This window comes from Achromobacter sp. LC458 (assembly GCF_001005835.2).
GTDB lineage: Bacteria > Pseudomonadota > Gammaproteobacteria > Burkholderiales > Burkholderiaceae_B > Achromobacter > Achromobacter spanius_B.
Genome location: NZ_LBHW02000073.1, coordinates 1 through 15,092 on the forward strand (window position 1 = coordinate 1; position 15,092 = coordinate 15,092).

The 15,092-nt window shown below is 66.9% G+C and carries 16 protein-coding genes; 11 read left to right on the forward strand and 5 right to left on the reverse strand.

The genetic code is table 11. The features are described 5' to 3' along the window. From YH64_RS29270 to arfB, 3 genes are all read right to left on the reverse strand, one after another. A partial coding sequence (locus YH64_RS29270; RefSeq protein ID WP_046807868.1) for an alkene reductase occupies positions 1-1,050 on the reverse strand: 1,050 nt, incomplete at its 3' end. 7 nt (positions 1,051-1,057) lie between these two features. Further along, complete coding sequence (locus tag YH64_RS29275; protein WP_046807867.1) at positions 1,058-1,417, reverse strand: helix-turn-helix transcriptional regulator; 360 nt, start codon at positions 1,415-1,417, stop codon at positions 1,058-1,060. Between the two features lie 95 nt (positions 1,418-1,512). Beyond that, on the reverse strand, positions 1,513-1,929 hold the full coding sequence (arfB, locus tag YH64_RS29280) for an alternative ribosome rescue aminoacyl-tRNA hydrolase ArfB (protein ID WP_046807866.1): 417 nt from the start codon (positions 1,927-1,929) through the stop codon (positions 1,513-1,515). A gap of 92 nt (positions 1,930-2,021) precedes the next feature. On the opposite strand from arfB, the gene queE reads away from it, so the two are divergent. The 11 genes from queE to YH64_RS29335 all read left to right on the forward strand — a co-directional run bounded on the left by queE (position 2,022) and on the right by YH64_RS29335 (position 13,285). Beyond that, positions 2,022-2,654: a 7-carboxy-7-deazaguanine synthase gene (queE, locus tag YH64_RS29285; RefSeq protein ID WP_046807865.1), complete on the forward strand. Its 633-nt coding sequence runs from the start codon at positions 2,022-2,024 to the stop codon at positions 2,652-2,654. 28 nt (positions 2,655-2,682) lie between these two features. Next, positions 2,683-3,126 (forward strand): 6-carboxytetrahydropterin synthase QueD, encoded by a 444-nt coding sequence (gene queD, locus YH64_RS29290; RefSeq protein ID WP_046807864.1) that lies wholly within the window; start codon positions 2,683-2,685, stop codon positions 3,124-3,126. 165 nt (positions 3,127-3,291) lie between these two features. Then, positions 3,292-3,765, forward strand: coding sequence for a MarR family winged helix-turn-helix transcriptional regulator (locus tag YH64_RS29295; RefSeq protein ID WP_046807863.1), 474 nt, complete (start codon positions 3,292-3,294; stop codon positions 3,763-3,765). Continuing rightward, entirely contained in the window at positions 3,762-5,837 is a 2,076-nt protein-coding gene (locus tag YH64_RS29300) for an FUSC family protein (RefSeq protein WP_046807862.1), read from the forward strand. Before YH64_RS29295 ends, YH64_RS29300 begins: the two co-directional genes overlap by 4 nt. After that, positions 5,834-6,046: a DUF1656 domain-containing protein gene (locus YH64_RS29305; protein WP_046807861.1), complete on the forward strand. Its 213-nt coding sequence runs from the start codon at positions 5,834-5,836 to the stop codon at positions 6,044-6,046. The genes YH64_RS29300 and YH64_RS29305 overlap by 4 nt, the downstream gene beginning before the upstream one ends. Positions 6,047-6,048: 2 nt before the next feature. Further along, on the forward strand, positions 6,049-6,966 hold the full coding sequence (locus tag YH64_RS29310; RefSeq protein ID WP_046807860.1) for an HlyD family secretion protein: 918 nt from the start codon (positions 6,049-6,051) through the stop codon (positions 6,964-6,966). Positions 6,967-7,029: 63 nt separating this feature from the next. Next, a complete protein-coding gene (locus tag YH64_RS29315) occupies positions 7,030-8,451 on the forward strand; it encodes an efflux transporter outer membrane subunit (protein ID WP_046807859.1) in 1,422 nt (473 codons plus the stop codon). A gap of 309 nt (positions 8,452-8,760) precedes the next feature. Then, on the forward strand, positions 8,761-9,594 hold the full coding sequence (locus YH64_RS29320; RefSeq protein WP_046807858.1) for a hypothetical protein: 834 nt from the start codon (positions 8,761-8,763) through the stop codon (positions 9,592-9,594). A gap of 20 nt (positions 9,595-9,614) precedes the next feature. Further along, complete coding sequence (locus YH64_RS29325) at positions 9,615-11,342, forward strand: thiamine pyrophosphate-binding protein (RefSeq protein WP_046807857.1); 1,728 nt, start codon at positions 9,615-9,617, stop codon at positions 11,340-11,342. A 169-nt stretch (positions 11,343-11,511) separates the two neighbouring features. Then, positions 11,512-12,489: a tripartite tricarboxylate transporter substrate binding protein gene (locus tag YH64_RS29330; protein ID WP_046807856.1), complete on the forward strand. Its 978-nt coding sequence runs from the start codon at positions 11,512-11,514 to the stop codon at positions 12,487-12,489. A 1-nt stretch (position 12,490) separates the two neighbouring features. After that, entirely contained in the window at positions 12,491-13,285 is a 795-nt protein-coding gene (locus YH64_RS29335) for an SDR family NAD(P)-dependent oxidoreductase (RefSeq protein WP_046807855.1), read from the forward strand. 125 nt (positions 13,286-13,410) lie between these two features. Here YH64_RS29335 and YH64_RS29340 read toward each other — a convergent pair whose 3' ends face one another. Further along, entirely contained in the window at positions 13,411-14,220 is an 810-nt protein-coding gene (locus YH64_RS29340; RefSeq protein WP_046807854.1) for an IclR family transcriptional regulator, read from the reverse strand. A 7-nt stretch (positions 14,221-14,227) separates the two neighbouring features. Continuing rightward, complete coding sequence (gene ypfH / locus YH64_RS29345) at positions 14,228-14,932, reverse strand: esterase (protein WP_046807853.1); 705 nt, start codon at positions 14,930-14,932, stop codon at positions 14,228-14,230. Between the last annotated feature and the right edge of the window lie 160 nt (positions 14,933-15,092).

Here is a 15,092-nt window from a genome sequence, read left to right on the forward strand (position 1 = left end):
CGGCAGCGCCGGGTAGTCCGTGTAGCCGGTGGCGCCCTGCGCGTAGAACGTGGACGGTACCGGCGTGTTCAGCGGCGCATTCAGTTCAAAGCGTCGCGCCAGGTCCGGGTTGGCGATGTACGGCACGCCAAAAGCCACAGCGTCGGCGCGCCCCGCTTCGATGGCCGCTTCGGCCGATTCGCGCGTATAGCCCTCGTTGGCGATATACACGCCCCCGAACGCGGCCTTCATGCGCGGTCCCAGGCTGTCTTGGCCTTCATGCTCGCGCACGCACACGAACGCAATGCCGCGCTTGCCCAGCTCGGTGGCCACGTACAGGAAGGTCGCGGCGGGGTCCGAATCGCCCATGGTGTGCGCGTCGCCGCGCGGCGACAGGTGCACGCCCACGCGGTCGGCGCCCCAGACGGCCACGCAGGCATCGACCACTTCCAGCAGCAGGCGGGCACGGTTTTCCAGCGATCCGCCGTACTGGTCGGTGCGGTGGTTGGTGCTGTCCTGCAAGAACTGGTCCAGCAGATAGCCGTTGGCGGCGTGCACTTCAACGCCGTCGAAACCGGCTTCCATGGCCATTTGGGCGCCGTGACGGTAGGCGTCGACCACGCCTGCCAGTTCGGCCGTTTCCAGCGCGCGCGGGGTGACATAGGCGCGCTTGGGGCGCACGTGGCTGACGTGGCCCTCGGCGGCAATGGCGCTGGGCGCAACGGGCAGCTCGCCATTCAAGAAGATCGGGTCGGAAATGCGGCCCACGTGCCACAGCTGGGCCACCATCAGGCTGCCCTTGTCGTGGACGGCGGCGGTGACTTTGCGCCAACCCTTCACTTGCTCGGGCGACCACAGGCCCGGGGTGTCGGCATAGCCCACGCCTTGGGGCGTCACCGCGGTGGCCTCCGACAACATCAGGCCGGCGCCCGCGCGCTGGGTGTAGTACTCGACCATCAGGTCGTTGGGGACGCGGCCTTCGCTGGCGCGCTGGCGCGTCAGGGGGGCCATGACAATACGGTTGCGCAGGGTCAACGCGCCGACGCGCAGGGGTTCAAACAGCTTGCTCATGAAGTTCCTACATATCCTGGTTCAACTGCCGCAGGAATGCGGCAATCACAACTTCATTGCGACGGAAAAACACCCACTGTCCCACCTTGGTCGACGTAATCAGGCCCGCGCGCTGCAACACCGCCAGATGCGAGGACACGGTTGACTGCGACAAGCCGCAGCGGTCGTCGATGTGGCCCGCGCACACCCCGTGTTCGAAGGTGTGGCCCGGACGTTCCTCGAAGTACGCATGCGGCGTCTTCAGCCACGCAAGAATGTCGCGCCGCACCGGATTGGCCAATGCCTTGATGATGGCGTCGGCATCAATGCCGGGCTCTGCGCCGGTCTGGCCTGCGGACGATGCGGAAGCGGAAGCGGGTTGGGTCATATTGGTATATCGCAATTTATCGAATCTTAAATCGAAGAAGTTCGATATGTAGTCATGCCCCTGCGGGCAACAAGGTTTTGCGGCTTTGTTTTTGCTTAATCGCCCTGCACGCGGCCCCGCAGGCGCTTGACCTCGCCGTGCAGCACTTTGCGCTGCACACGGCGGCGTTGCGATGAGCGGGTGGGCTTGGTGGCGCGGCGCGGTTTGTCGACCTGGATGGCGTTGCGCACCAGCGTCACCAGCCGTTCGATGGCTTCGGCCCGGTTCTTTTCCTGGCTGCGAAACGACTGCGACTTGATGACGATGACACCGTCTTTCGAGATGCGGTGATCGCTGACGGCGCACAGCGCGTCCTGCACCTCTTGCGGCAGATGCGAGGCCCGCACGTCAAAGCGCAGGTGGACGGCGCTGGACACCTTGTTGACGTTCTGGCCGCCCGCGCCCTGGGCGCGGATCATGCTGAACGTCAGGTCGCGTTCGTCGATATACAGGGAATCTTGGACATGAAACATAGGCCGGGAGTCTATACCAAGTAAAATATTCCGCTTTTGCCCGATTCTGATGCTGACCCTGGGTGGCTAGCAACCCCTAGCCAGCAACCTCTATGACCTACACCGCCAAAGAAATCTTCAAGACCCTGCAAGGCGAAGGCGCCCATGCAGGCCGCGCGGCGGTATTTTGCCGGTTTGCGGGGTGCAACCTGTGGACCGGCCGCGAAAGCGATCGCGCCAGCGCCGCCTGCACGTTCTGCGACACCGACTTCATCGGTACCGACGGCGAAGGCGGTGGCAAATTTGCCACGCCGGACCTGCTGGCCGACACCATTGCCGCCACGTGGGGCCCCGGCACCGAAGACCGCTACGTGGTCTTCACCGGCGGCGAACCGCTGCTGCAACTGGACGCGCCGCTACTGACCGCCATCCACGCACGCGGCTTTACCGTGGCCATCGAAACCAACGGCACCGTCAAGCCGCCCGCCGGCATCGACTGGATCTGTGTCAGCCCCAAGGGCACCGCGCCCATCGTCATTGACCGGGGCCATGAATTGAAGCTGGTCTACCCGCAGCTGAACGCCCTGCCCGAGACCTTTGCGCACCTGGATTTCGAACACTTTTTCCTGCAACCCATGGACGGCCCCGCGCGCGTGGCCAACACCGAGAAGGCCGTTCAGTACTGTATGCAGCATCCGCAATGGCGGCTGAGTTTGCAGACCCACAAATACATAGGCATTCCATGATTTACCCCCACGCGCGGCGGACCGCGCGATGATTTCCGTGACCCGCAGGCTGGAATTCGACGCCGGCCACCGCATCCCCGACCACCGCAGCCAGTGCCGCAATCTGCATGGCCACCGCTATGTGCTTGAAATCACCCTGACGGGCGACGTGGTGCAGGCGCCGGGCGAATCCGACAACGGCATGTTGATGGATTTTTCCGAGATCAAGCACATCGCCAAGACCCACATCGTGGATGTCTGGGATCACGCCTTTCTGGTGTTCGAGGGCGATGCCGCCGTGCGCGGTTTTCTGGATACCCTGCCCGACCACAAGACCGTGGTGCTGGACCGCATCCCCACGGCCGAGAACCTGGCCAAGATCGTCTTCGACACGCTGGCCCCGCACTACCACGGCCACTATGGCGCCGACCTGCGCCTGACCCGCGTGCGCCTGTACGAAACGCCCAACTGCTGGGCGGACTGCGCGGCGTAATCCGCGCCGGTCATTGTCCGGCTGAATGGCCTGGGGCCGCCTTTGCGGCCCCATTTTTCCGCCCATGGAAAAGTCCGCACTGATCTGACCGATTGGAAAAATCAATGGAGATATTCGCCATATTCAATTATTAGTAAGCTAATAGATAGGATACAATCGATTTCCATGAACACTCCTTCCGACTCCCAACTCATGGCCACCACCGCCAACCTGATGGTGCTGTCCCGGGCCTATCGTGGCGCTGCCGACAAGGCGCTGGCCGACTACGGTTTGTCGCAGGCCACCGCCTGGCCCGTCATCCTGGCCGGCCGCCTGGGAGACGGCGTGCGCCAGGGCGCGCTGGCCGAGGCGCTGGGCGTCGAGGGCCCGTCCCTGGTTCGCGTGCTGGATCAATTGGTGGCCGCCGGCCTGATGGAACGCCGCGAAGACACCCATGACCGCCGTGCCAAAACCCTGCATTTGACCGAAGCCGGCCATGCGCTGCGGGCTCAGGTCGAAAACGTGCTGGTGGAACTGCGCCGGCGTCTGTTCAACGGCGTCAGCGAATCCGACCTGCAAGCCTGTCTGCGCGTATTTGACGCGCTGAGTGTGTCGCTGGGACGCGGCGCCGGGGCCCATCAACAGGACAACGCATCGTGAAATTGCCGAACGTCCGCGAAACCATTTTTTCGCTCAAGAGCTACCTAAGCGCCATCATGGCGCTTTATCTGGCCTACAGCATTGGTTTGCCGCGTCCGTTCTGGGCGATGACCACCGCCTATGTCGTGGCGCAGCCCTGGTCGGGCGCGGTGCGTTCCAAGGCGCTGTACCGGCTGGTCGGCACGTTTGCCGGGTCGGCCGCCACCGTCTACATGGTGCCGCGCCTGTCGAATTCGCCCGTCGTCATGACGGCCGCCATGGTGATGTGGGTAGGCGCCTGCCTGTACATGTCGGTGCTGGACCGCACGCCCCGGTCGTACCTGTTCATGCTGGCCGGTTACACCGCCGCCATGATCGGGTTTCCCAGCGTGACGGACCCGTCGCTGGTGTTCGACACGGCGTTGGCCCGCGTGGAAGAGATCAGCCTGGGCATCGTGTGCGCCACGCTGGTCCACAGCATTGTGCTGCCGCGTGGCCTGGCGCCCGCGCTGACGCTGCAACTGGACAAGGCCGTGCGCGACGCCCGCAACTGGATGCACGACACGCTAAGCGGCAAGACCGCCGAACAGCGCGACCGCGATCGCCGCGTGCTGGCCAACGACATCACCCAGCTGCGCCTGCTGTCCACCCATGTGCCGTTCGACACCAGCAACCTGCGCTGGACGTCCGGCGCGGTGCGCGCGATGCAAGACCAGATTTCGGCGTTGACGCCGGCCGTCTCGGCCGTGGAAGACCGCCTGCGCGCGCTTCAGGCCAATGACCAGCCCTTGCCCGACACGGTGTCCGCGCTGCTGAACGATATTTCAGAATGGATCAACGCCGGCGCCCAGGCCTCGCACGACACCGCCGTGCAACTGCGCGCGGCCGTCTCGCATGCCACGCCCGCCATCGACAGCCATTCCACCTGGCGCGACGCCCTGCTGGCCAGCCTGATGACGCGGCTGCGCGAACTGATCGATACCTACGACGAATGCCTGGCGCTGCGCCGCGAAATCCACGCCGGCCTGAAAGGCGCGCCACGGCGCGGGTCGATGCGGGGCGGCATGCACCACGCCCGCCCTGCCCGCGCCCCCAACGCCGCGCTGCACCGCGACCACGGCATGGCGCTGCTGTCGGCATTGGCCGCGGGGGTGGCCATTTCGGTGTGCTGCGCATTCTGGATCGGCACGGCCTGGAGCAACGGCGCCACGGCCGCGTTGATGGCCGCCATCTTCAGCTGCTTCTTTGCGTCGCAGGACAACCCGGTGCCCGGCATCATGCAGTTCCTGACCTACACGGTGTATTCGATTCCGCTGTCGGCGCTGTACCTGTTGGGCATCATGCCCGCCATACATTCGTTTGAAATGCTGGCGCTGTCGATGCTGCCCACCGCCTTCGTGCTGGGCATTTTCATCGCGCGCCCCGCCAGCACCGGCAAGGCCATGGCGATGCTGTTCGGCTTTTTGGGCACCATGGCGCTGCAAGACACCAACACCGCCGACATCGTGTCGTTTATCGATACGCAGGTGGCGCAGTGCATGGGCGTGGCCACGGCGGCCATCATCGCCGCCATCTTCCGCACGGTCAGCGCCGACTGGAGCGCCCGCCGCATCCAGGCCGCCAACTGGAAAGAACTGGCCACGCTGGCCAGCTCGCCGCGCGCGCCGTCGCGCCATACCTACACCGCCCGCATGCTGGATCGCATCGGCCTGTTGCAGCCGCGCCTGGCGCTGGCCGAGCGGCCCGACGACCTGGTTGCCGCCGACGCGTTGAAGGACCTGCGCGTGGGCCGCGACATCACCGAATTGCAACGGGCGCGTCGTCATCTGCCGATGGCCGAGGCCACGATCCAGCCGGTGCTGAACAGCCTGGCGCAGTTTTTCCGCGCGCGCTCGGCATGGCGCGTGGGGGAAAAGACGCCGGAGTTCCTGGCGCAAATCGACCGCGCGCTGTCCAGCGTGGCCGCCACGCCGCAAGGGGTGGCCGCGCGCGACCGCGCGGTGGTGGCGCTGGTGGGCATCCGCCGCGCGTTCTTTCCCGACGCCCCCGACTACCAACCCGCCCATCCCACCATGGAGGGCCACGCATCATGATCGGCGAATTCAATCTGTACGGCATTTACTTCCCCTGGCTGCTGGTGCTGGGCGTGGTCACGCTGGGCGTGGCCTGGGCCTTGCGCCGCGTGCTGGCGCGCATCGGACTGTATCGCCTGGTGTGGCACCCCGCGCTTTTTGATCTGGCGCTGTTCGTGGTGCTGCTGTATGGCGTGTCGCTCATTTCCCCTTATTTTCTTCAGAGATAGGTATGAAACTTCCCAACGCCCTTCGCCCTGCCGCCATCGGCAAGTTCGCGGTGACGGCCATCGTCGTCGCTGCCGCGGCCTACGCCGGCTGGCAGTTGTGGGTGCACTATGAAGTCGAGCCCTGGACGCGTGACGGCCGGGTCAAGGCCTACGTGGTGCAAGTGGCGCCCGACGTATCCGGACTGGTGACCAGCGTGCCCGTGCACGACAACCAGGACGTCAAGGCGGGCGACTTGCTGTTTGAAATTGACCGTGCCCGCTTCCAGCTGGCGTTTGATCAGGCGCAAGCGTCGGTGCGGTCGCAACAGGTGGCGCATGACCAGGCGCTGCGCGACGCCAAGCGCAACCGATCGCTGGGCCAGTTGGTGGCCGCCGAAGCCGTCGAGCAAAGCCAGACCAAGGTGCAGCAGACCGAGGCCGCGCTGGCGCAGGCGCAGGTGCAATTGAACACGGCGCGCCTGAACCTGGAACGCAGCCGCGTGGTGGCCGCCAGCGATGGCCGCATCACCAACCTGGATCTGCGCGCGGGGTCGTACGCCACGGCGGGCCGCGGCGTGATGGCGCTGGTGGATGCGGGCTCGTTCTACGTCGAAGGCTACTTCGAAGAAACCAAGCTGCCCGGCATCCACGAAGGCGCACCCGTCACGGTGACGCTGATGGGCGATTCGCGCCACATCCGAGGCCACGTCGAAAGCATCGCGATGGGCATTGCCGACCGCGACCGCAGCACCGGCGCCAACCTGCTGCCCAACGTGAACCCGACCTTCAACTGGGTGCGCCTAGCGCAGCGCATTCCGGTGCGCGTGAAGATCGACGACGTGCCCGAGGGCGTGCGACTGGTCGCCGGCCAGACCGCCACCGTGTCGGTGGACCCCACGCCCGCACCGCGGCAAGCCGCCGCCGACACCGCCAACCGCTGACCCCCGCACCGCGCGCCCATCAACCCTTCTTTCTTCTCATATCAACGCCAAGCCGTAGCTGCCATGAACACCAAATTTCTTCTGCCGTTGACGCTGGCCATTGCGCTGGCCGGATGCACCACCGTGGGCCCTGATTACCAGGTGCCCGCCGCGTCGGTCGCCCAGCGACAGAGCGCGGCCGCCCCCTTCGTCGAGGCAGGCTCCAAGGTGTTTGCACAGGAAGCGGTGACCGGCCATTGGTGGCGTCTGTATAACGATCCCGTGCTGGACGGGCTGGTGGAAAAGGCACTGTCCGCCAACACCGACCTGCGCGTGGCCAGCGCCAATCTGGAGCGTGCCCAGGCCGCCGTGCAGGAATCGCAGGCGCAGCAGCAACCCGGCATCGGCGTGAATGCGTCGCCCACGTTCGGCCATGTGTCCGGCTTGCAGGAGCTGCAACCCGGGATCGACCCGCCCAACCACTGGGCCTATTCCGCGGGCGCCAGCGTGTCGTACCAGCTGGACCTGTTCGGCCAGATCCGCCGCGCCATCGAAGCCGCCACCGGCGATGCCCAAGCCGCCCAGGCCGCTTACGATGCCACCCGCGTGACCGTGGCCGCCGAAACCGCGCGCGCCTACGCCAACATGTGCGCGGCGGGCATGCAGCTGGCCTCGGCCCAGCACTCCGTGCAGGTGCAAAAGGAATCGCTGGACGCGGTCAGCCGCTTGCAGCGCGCCGGCCGGGGCACCACGCTGGACGTGACGCGTGCCCGCAGCCAGCTGGAACAATTGCAGGCCAACCTGCCGCCCTTCCAGGCGCAGCAGCGCACGGCGCTGTACCGCCTGGCCGCGCTGACGGGACAAACGCCGAACGACATCCCCGCATCCTTGCTGCAATGCGCCGCCGCGCCGCGCCTGACCAGCACCATCCCCGTGGGCGATGGCGCCGAGCTGCTGCGCCGCCGCCCCGATATTCGCCAGGCCGAACGCACGCTGGCGGCGGCTACCGCGCGCATCGGCGTGGCCACCGCCGACCTGTATCCCAAGGTCACGCTGGGCCTGTCCGCCGCATCGGGCGGCCCGGCCGCCATGTTCGGCGACCGGGGCACGTTCAGCTGGAGCGTGGGTCCGCTGATCTCGTGGACCCTGCCGAACACGGGCGCGGTGCAGGCCCGCATCGCCGAAGCCGAAGCCAGCACGAAGGCGGCGGTGGCGCGCTTTGACGCCACGGTGCTGAACGCGCTGCGCGAAACGGAAAGCGCGCTGGTCGTCTACGCCCGCCAGCTGGACCGTGACGCCGCCTTGCGCGCCGCCCGCGACCAAAGCGCCGAAGCGGCCTCGCAAGCGCGCCGCCTGTTCCAGTACGGCAAGACGGATTACCTGACCGTGCTGGACGCCGAACGTACGTTGGCCACCAACGAAAGCGCTCTGGCCGCCTCGCAAGCCGAACTTAGCAGCGACCAGATCGCCGTTTTCCTGGCCTTGGGCGGCGGCTGGGAACAGTAGCCCGACGCGCCTCTCGCACAAACGCCCCGCCTGGCAGGCGGCGGCTTTCCAAAGCGCCCGACCGGGCGCTTTTTTTCGTCCTGTCCCGGCCGGCCGGAAGCACGCCGAGCCAGCGCCGGGCCGCGATGCCCATCCCGATTCGCCACGCCCATCAAATCCATTTCCATAATATGGATGGATCATTGCCGTACGGCTTTTCGCGCCCGTAGAATCCGGCGTATACCTACATCAAGCTACGAGACAAGCTGGGGCTCCCGCCCTTCGCCCTCGCCCCGCCGGGCAGCAACGCGATAAAACAAAATCCATAATATGGAATCACAAAGCACGACAATCGACGTCAGTGTGCTCGACAGCATCACCAAGCTCGGCAGCGCGGACGCCGGCCGCGTGGTCATCGCCGGGTCCCACGGCGGACGCTATGCCGCCTATTGCGCCGCGCGCGGCCGGGTGCGGGCGGTAATCCTGAACGACGCCGGCTTGGGGCTGCGGCAAGCGGGCATTGCCGGCCTGGCGGACCTGCAACGCTGGGGCGTGCCCGCCGCCACCGCGGACTATCAAAGTTGCCGCATCGGCGACGGCGCGGACATGCTGCGCCGCGGCGTCATCAGCCACGTCAATTTACGGGCGCAGGCCCTGGGCTGCGTGCCCGGCATGCGCGTGGCCGAGGCCGCCGCGCGGCTGGCCCTGTCGTCAGCCGTTTACCCGCTGCCCACGTTGCAAAACGAGTCCCGCATGGTGTTGCGGGCGGCGGCCAATGGCACCCCACAAGTCATCGGCGCGGACTCCGTATCGCTGCTGGATCAACGCGACGATGGCCGCATTGCCGTCACGGCATCGCACGGCGAACGCCTGGCCGGCCTGCAAACCGACGGCGTCAAGGCCGCGCCCCGGCTGGTCACCTTCAACGATGCCGGCATGGGCCGTGACGGCGCGGGCACCGGCCGGCTGCCGCTGTTGCAGCAGCGCGGTATCGCCGCGTTGACCGTGTCGGCCGATAGCGCCTGCATCGGCGACGCGCGCTCCTGCTACGAAGAAGGCGTGATCTCGTCAGCCAACGCGCGCGCCCGCGATCTGGGCGGCCGCGTCGGCACCCCACTGAAAACCTTTATCGATGCCCTGCTCAACGGGCGCGCCAACACTTAAGACTCAGGAGCACACCTCGCATGTCGGAAAAACTGGAAATCACGGGCGGCGAAGCCATCGCACGCATGTTCGCCGCGCACGATGTCGGCTTGATGTTCGGCATGGGCGGCTTTCAGCTGCTGCCGTTCTATGACGCCGTGCGTCGCCTGAACCTGAACCATCACCTGATCAACGACGAGCGCTGCGCCGTGTTCGCGGCCGACGCCTACACCAAGGTCAGCGGGAGGCCCGGCGTGTGCGACGCCACGCTGGGGCCGGGCGCCACGAATCTGGTCACCGGCCTGGCCGAAGCCTTCAACGCCGGCACGCCGCTGGTGGCGCTGGTGGGCGATTCGCACCGTCTGCATTCGTGGAAGAACATGACGCAGGAAGCGCGCCAGTTGGAAGTGCTGCGGCCGGTGGTGAAAGATGTGCTGCGCATCGAGATGATCGAGCGCATTCCGGAATTGGTACGGCGCGCCTTCGCCGTCGCCACCAGCGGACGCCCCGGCCCCGTGGTGCTGGACGTGCCCGAAGACATCGCGCATGCGGTCCACGCCTTTGACGCCGACGCGTTCTACGCCAGCGCCAACACCCGCCGCGCGCCGGCGCTGCGCTGCCGTCCCGACGCGGACGACCTGGCGCAAGCCGCCAGCATGCTGGCCGGCGCCGCGCGGCCCTTGATGCTGTGCGGCGGTGGCGTGCACATCAGCGACGCCGCGTCGGCAGTGCAGGCCTTCGCGCAGCGCTTCAACATCCCGGTGGCCCACACCATGAGCGGCAAGGGCGCCATCGCGTGCAACGACCCGCTTAACGCCGGCCTGTTCGGCCGCTACAGCCGCATCGCCAACGACTTCATCGCCAAGGCCGACTGCCTGTTCGTGGTGGGCTGCAAGCTGGGCGAAGTGGCCACGCGCCGCTACGAGCTATTGAGCGCCGGCGCCCCCGTCATTCATCTGGACATCGTGGCCGAGGAATTTGACCGCACGACCACGCCCGCCCTGCGTCTGTGGGGCGACGCCCGCGCCACGCTGCAAGAGCTGGCCCAGCGCATGGCCGACCAGCCGCTGCAAACAGACCGCCAAGCCTACGCGGACGAAGTCGGCCAGGCGATGCACACGTGGCGCGAATCCGTGCAGGGCAAGCTGACGTCGCCGGACAGCCCCATCGGCATGGCGCGACTGATGCACGAGATCAACGCGACGCTGCCCGAAGACGGCATCCTGGTGGCGGACGGCGGCTTTGCCGCGCATTGGGGCGGCCTGCTGTTCGACACCAAGCGCGCCGGGCGCGGCTTCGTGCCGGACCGGGGCTTTGCGTCCATCGGCTACGGCATTCCCGGCGCGATCGGCGCCGCGGCCGCCGCGCCGGGTCGGCAAGTTATCAGCCTGACGGGGGACGGCGGCTGCAATATGTCGCTGGGCGAATTGGAAACGGCGGTGCGCATGGGCCTGGCCTTCACGCTGGTGGTGGTGAACAACGCGGCGTCCGGGTATATCAAGGCGCTTCAGCATCTGATGTACGGCAGCGGCAGCTATCAATCGTCGGACCTGGTGGAAACCAACTACGCCAACGTGGCGCGCGCGCTGGGCTGCAACGGCATCCGCGTGGAAGACCCCGCCGACATCCAGGCGGCGTTGGCCAGCGCGTACGCCTGCAAGGACCGCCCCACCATCCTGGACGTCGTGGTGACGCGCGACCCGGCGCACATGCTGCCAGGGGTGGACAGCCGCGCGGCGAAGATCAAGCCCGGCGACCGCATCGCATGATCTTCGGCCTGGGCACACGGCAGAACGCACACAGCAGAACGCAGATAGCAGGACGCAGGTAGCAGAACGCAGATAGCAGCCACCCCGTAGCGGACACACAGGTCGGCACAAGGCCTGGTATCCGCGCAAATACCGGACGCACAACAATATCAAGCAAGGAGACAACATCATGAAGAGAAGAACCTGGATCACCCTGGCGGCCGCGGCCCTTGCCGTATCGCTGTCGGGCGCGGCTGCCGCGCAGTCCAACTACCCCGACCGCCCGGTGCGGCTGATCGTGCCGTTCCCGCCGGGCGGCACGTCCGACGTGGTGGGCCGCATCTTTGCCGAAGCGCTGGGCAAGCAGTTGGGCCAGCCGGTGGTGGTGGAAAACCGGGGCGGCGCGGGCGGCACGGTAGGCACGCGCGCGGTGGCGTCCGCCGCGCCCGACGGCTACACGCTGCTGCTGGGCACATCCAGCACCAACGGCACCAACTCGGCCGTGTACCAGAACCTGCCCTACGACGCCGTCAAGGATTTCACTCCCGTCACGCAGATCATCCGTGTGCCGGGCGTGATCGTCGTCAACAAGAACTTTCCGGCCAAGGACTACGCGCAGTTCTTTGCGCTGGTCAAGGGCGCGCCGGGCAAGTATTCGTATGCGTCGTCGGGCAACGGCGGCGCCACGCACATGGCCATGGAGTACTACAAATCGCTGTCGGGCCTGGACATGATGCACGTGCCGTATCGCGGCACGGGGCCGGCCTTGAACGACGTCATCGCCGGGCAGGTGCCGATACTGTGGGACACCGCCGCCTCGTCCATGGCGCACATCCAGTCGGGCAACCTGCGGGCCATCGTGGTGGCGGCCAAGGCGCGCCTGCCGCAACTGCCCGACGTGCCCACCTTTGCCGAAGTGGGGCTGCCGGATTACGACGCCGAAATGTGGAACGGGCTGCTGGCCCCGGCCGGCCTGCCCAAGGACGTATTGGCCAAGCTGAACGACGCATCGCGCAAGGCGCTGGCCGACCCCGACGTGCAGGCCAAGTACGCGGGCGTGGGCGCCTATGTGGTGGCGGACAAGCCGGATGCATTCGGCGCGATGATCCAGACGGACGTGTCCAAGTGGAAGAAGGTGGCCGACTTCGCCAACATCTCGGTGCAATGACATGGGACAACGCGTCAAGGACAAGGTAGCGCTGGTGTTCGGCGCGGGGTCGTCGGGGCCGGGATGGGGCAACGGCAAGGCCGCCGCCGCCCTCTACGCACGCGAAGGGGCGCGCGTGTACGCGGTGGATGTGCGGGCAGAGGCCGCCCAGGAAACCGAACGCGTCATCCAGGCCGAAGGCGGACAGTGCCGCGCGCTGGTGGCCGACGTGACGCAGTCGGCGCAGATCCAGGCCGTGGTGGCGCGGGTGCTGGACGAGGCCGGCCGCATCGACATCCTGCACAACAATGTGGGCATTACGGAAATGGGCGATCCCATCGAGGCGTCAGAGGAAAGCTGGCATCGGGTGCTGGACACCAACCTGACCGGCGTGTTTCTGACCTGCAAGCACGTGCTGCCGGCCATGCTGGCGCAAGGCGGCGGCTGCATCGTCAACATTTCGTCGCTGGCCTCGATTCAGGTCAACACCTATCCGTACACGTCCTACTACGCCGCCAAGGCGGGGCTGAACCACCTGACCCGGTCGCTGGCGGTGCGCTACGCGCCGGACAATATCCGCGTCAACGCGGTGCTGCCCGGCGTGATCGATACGCCGCTGATCTACCAGCAGATTGCCGGCCAGTTCCAGGATGTGGAGGAAATGCGCCGCCGCCGCAACGCCGCCAGCCCGATGGGCCGGATGGGCGACGCCTGGGACGTGGCGCATGCCGCCCTGTTCCTGGCCAGCGACGAGGCCAAATACATCACCGGGGTGTGCTTGCCGGTCGATGGCGGCAAGGCCTGCGCGGGGCGATAGCCGGGGTTGTGGCGCCGGATGGGGCTGTGGTTGTGGTTGTGGCTGGGGCTGTGGCTGTGGCTGGGGCTGGGGCTGTGGTTGTGGTTGTGGTTGTGGCTGTGGTTGTGGCTGCGACCTGCCTGCGCTCAGGCGCGCGGCAGCAGATCCGCCGACAGTTCGGACGCGGCGCGTTGCAACGCGGCCACCACATCATGCAGCCGTGCCCCCGACAGCCGCGAGCGGATCGCCGCCACGCTCAGCGCGGCCACCACATTCTGCTCACGGTCGAATACCGGCACCCCCACGCCCAGCATGTCGGGAATGATGCGCCCCGGGTTCAGCGCATAGCCCTGCTTGCGCGCGGCGGCGATGTCCTCGCGCAGCATGTCGGTGGACGGCAGGTCGGGCGCGGTGGTGGCGTCGTAACGAGCCAGCACGCGGTCGATATCGTCATTGGGCAAAAACGCCAGCAGCGCCAGACTGCCCGCCCCCACGCCCAGCGGCCGCCGGTGGCCCACTTCCAGCGTCAGGATCTTGATGGGAAAGTCGCCCGTCTTGCGGTCCACGCACACCGCTTCGTGGCCCGAGCGCACCGATAGAAAGCTGGTATCGCCCGTGGACTGCGCCAGCCGCAACACGGCCGATTCGGCGATGGCCTTGATGCCATGGCGGCTTTCGGCAGCCAGGCCCAGGATGTAAGACTCGCGCCCCAGGCTATAGGTCTTTAGCTTGGGGTTCAGCGACAGGAAACCCTCTTGCAGCAAGGCCGACAGCATGCGGTGCGCGGTGGGCGGCGTCAGGCCGATGTCGCGCACGACATCGCTCAAGCCCACGCCACGCGCGGGCGCGGCGCCCACGTATTTCAACAGGCGCAGCACCCGGAAAATGCTTTGTGCGCCGCCCACCGAATCGGCGGCGCGCGGCGAGGCCGGCACGGAAGAACGCGCGGTGCTCATCGCGCGATCAGTGCAGCGTAGTGCCGTCGGGCGGCGTCTGGTTCAGGCCCAGCGCCGCTTCCCAGCTGCGCAGCGGCACGCAGGTCTGCAAGCGGACAATGGCGCGTTCGATCAACGCAGGATGCAGTTCATGGCCGACGTGGCTGGCGATATCGATAGTGGAATCGCCATGCAGCGCCTCCAGCCGCGCCTGGGCCGCCTGGATGTGGGACACGTTCATGATCGGGTCGTCGGCGCCATGCAGCAGGTGCAAGGTGGTGAATTGCGGGGCGGTCTTGGGCAATTGGGCATAGCGACCCGAAAACGCAATGATGCGGCCGGCCATGCCGTCATGGGCCTGCACCAGTTCCAGCGCCATGATCGCGCCCTGCGAAAAGCCCGCGATCGCCGTGTCCGACTGCAATAGTTTGAAGCGGGCCTGCGCCTGGCGCACATAGGCTTCCAGGGGCGGCATGGCCGCCGCCACGCGTTCGGCGCGATTATCTTCGGTCACGCCGCGCACCGAAAACCACTGGCGCCCGGCGTTGCCGCCGTCAAAGGGCTCGAAACCTTGGGGCACCAGCACCGCCGCCGTCGGAAAGGCCGCGCGCACGGCCTGGGCCAAGGGCCGCAGGTTATCGGGCGACCCGCCCACGCCGTGCAGCAGGATGAACAACTGGCGCACGTCGACGCCCGCCTCGGGTAGGAATTCAAGAGATTCGGTAGATGCCATGAAACTGCTCCGTGCTGGCCCGGGCCGCTGGACTGCGCCGCGATGGCCGCATTGTAAAATGCGCGGCTTTACCGTTGGCGGCCTGCTTGGCGTTGGCGACCGCGTGGCGACCGGCTGACGGTCGCCTGGCTGCCTGGTCGCCTGGCTGCCTGGTCACCTG

What these genes read in the sequence shown, in the direction of transcription:
- YH64_RS29275 (WP_046807867.1), bottom strand. Translation starts at nt 1,417, where the DNA reads ATGACCCAACCCGCTTCCGCTTCCGCATCGTCCGCAGGCCAGACCGGC.
- arfB (WP_046807866.1), bottom strand. Translation starts at nt 1,929, where the DNA reads ATGTTTCATGTCCAAGATTCCCTGTATATCGACGAACGCGACCTGACG.
- queE (WP_046807865.1), top strand. Translation starts at nt 2,022, where the DNA reads ATGACCTACACCGCCAAAGAAATCTTCAAGACCCTGCAAGGCGAAGGC.
- queD (WP_046807864.1), top strand. Translation starts at nt 2,683, where the DNA reads ATGATTTCCGTGACCCGCAGGCTGGAATTCGACGCCGGCCACCGCATC.
- YH64_RS29295 (WP_046807863.1), top strand. Translation starts at nt 3,292, where the DNA reads ATGAACACTCCTTCCGACTCCCAACTCATGGCCACCACCGCCAACCTG.
- YH64_RS29305 (WP_046807861.1), top strand. Translation starts at nt 5,834, where the DNA reads ATGATCGGCGAATTCAATCTGTACGGCATTTACTTCCCCTGGCTGCTG.
- YH64_RS29310 (WP_046807860.1), top strand. Translation starts at nt 6,049, where the DNA reads ATGAAACTTCCCAACGCCCTTCGCCCTGCCGCCATCGGCAAGTTCGCG.
- YH64_RS29315 (WP_046807859.1), top strand. Translation starts at nt 7,030, where the DNA reads ATGAACACCAAATTTCTTCTGCCGTTGACGCTGGCCATTGCGCTGGCC.
- YH64_RS29320 (WP_046807858.1), top strand. Translation starts at nt 8,761, where the DNA reads ATGGAATCACAAAGCACGACAATCGACGTCAGTGTGCTCGACAGCATC.
- YH64_RS29325 (WP_046807857.1), top strand. Translation starts at nt 9,615, where the DNA reads ATGTCGGAAAAACTGGAAATCACGGGCGGCGAAGCCATCGCACGCATG.
- YH64_RS29330 (WP_046807856.1), top strand. Translation starts at nt 11,512, where the DNA reads ATGAAGAGAAGAACCTGGATCACCCTGGCGGCCGCGGCCCTTGCCGTA.
- YH64_RS29335 (WP_046807855.1), top strand. Translation starts at nt 12,491, where the DNA reads ATGGGACAACGCGTCAAGGACAAGGTAGCGCTGGTGTTCGGCGCGGGG.
- YH64_RS29340 (WP_046807854.1), bottom strand. Translation starts at nt 14,220, where the DNA reads ATGAGCACCGCGCGTTCTTCCGTGCCGGCCTCGCCGCGCGCCGCCGAT.
- ypfH (WP_046807853.1), bottom strand. Translation starts at nt 14,932, where the DNA reads ATGGCATCTACCGAATCTCTTGAATTCCTACCCGAGGCGGGCGTCGAC.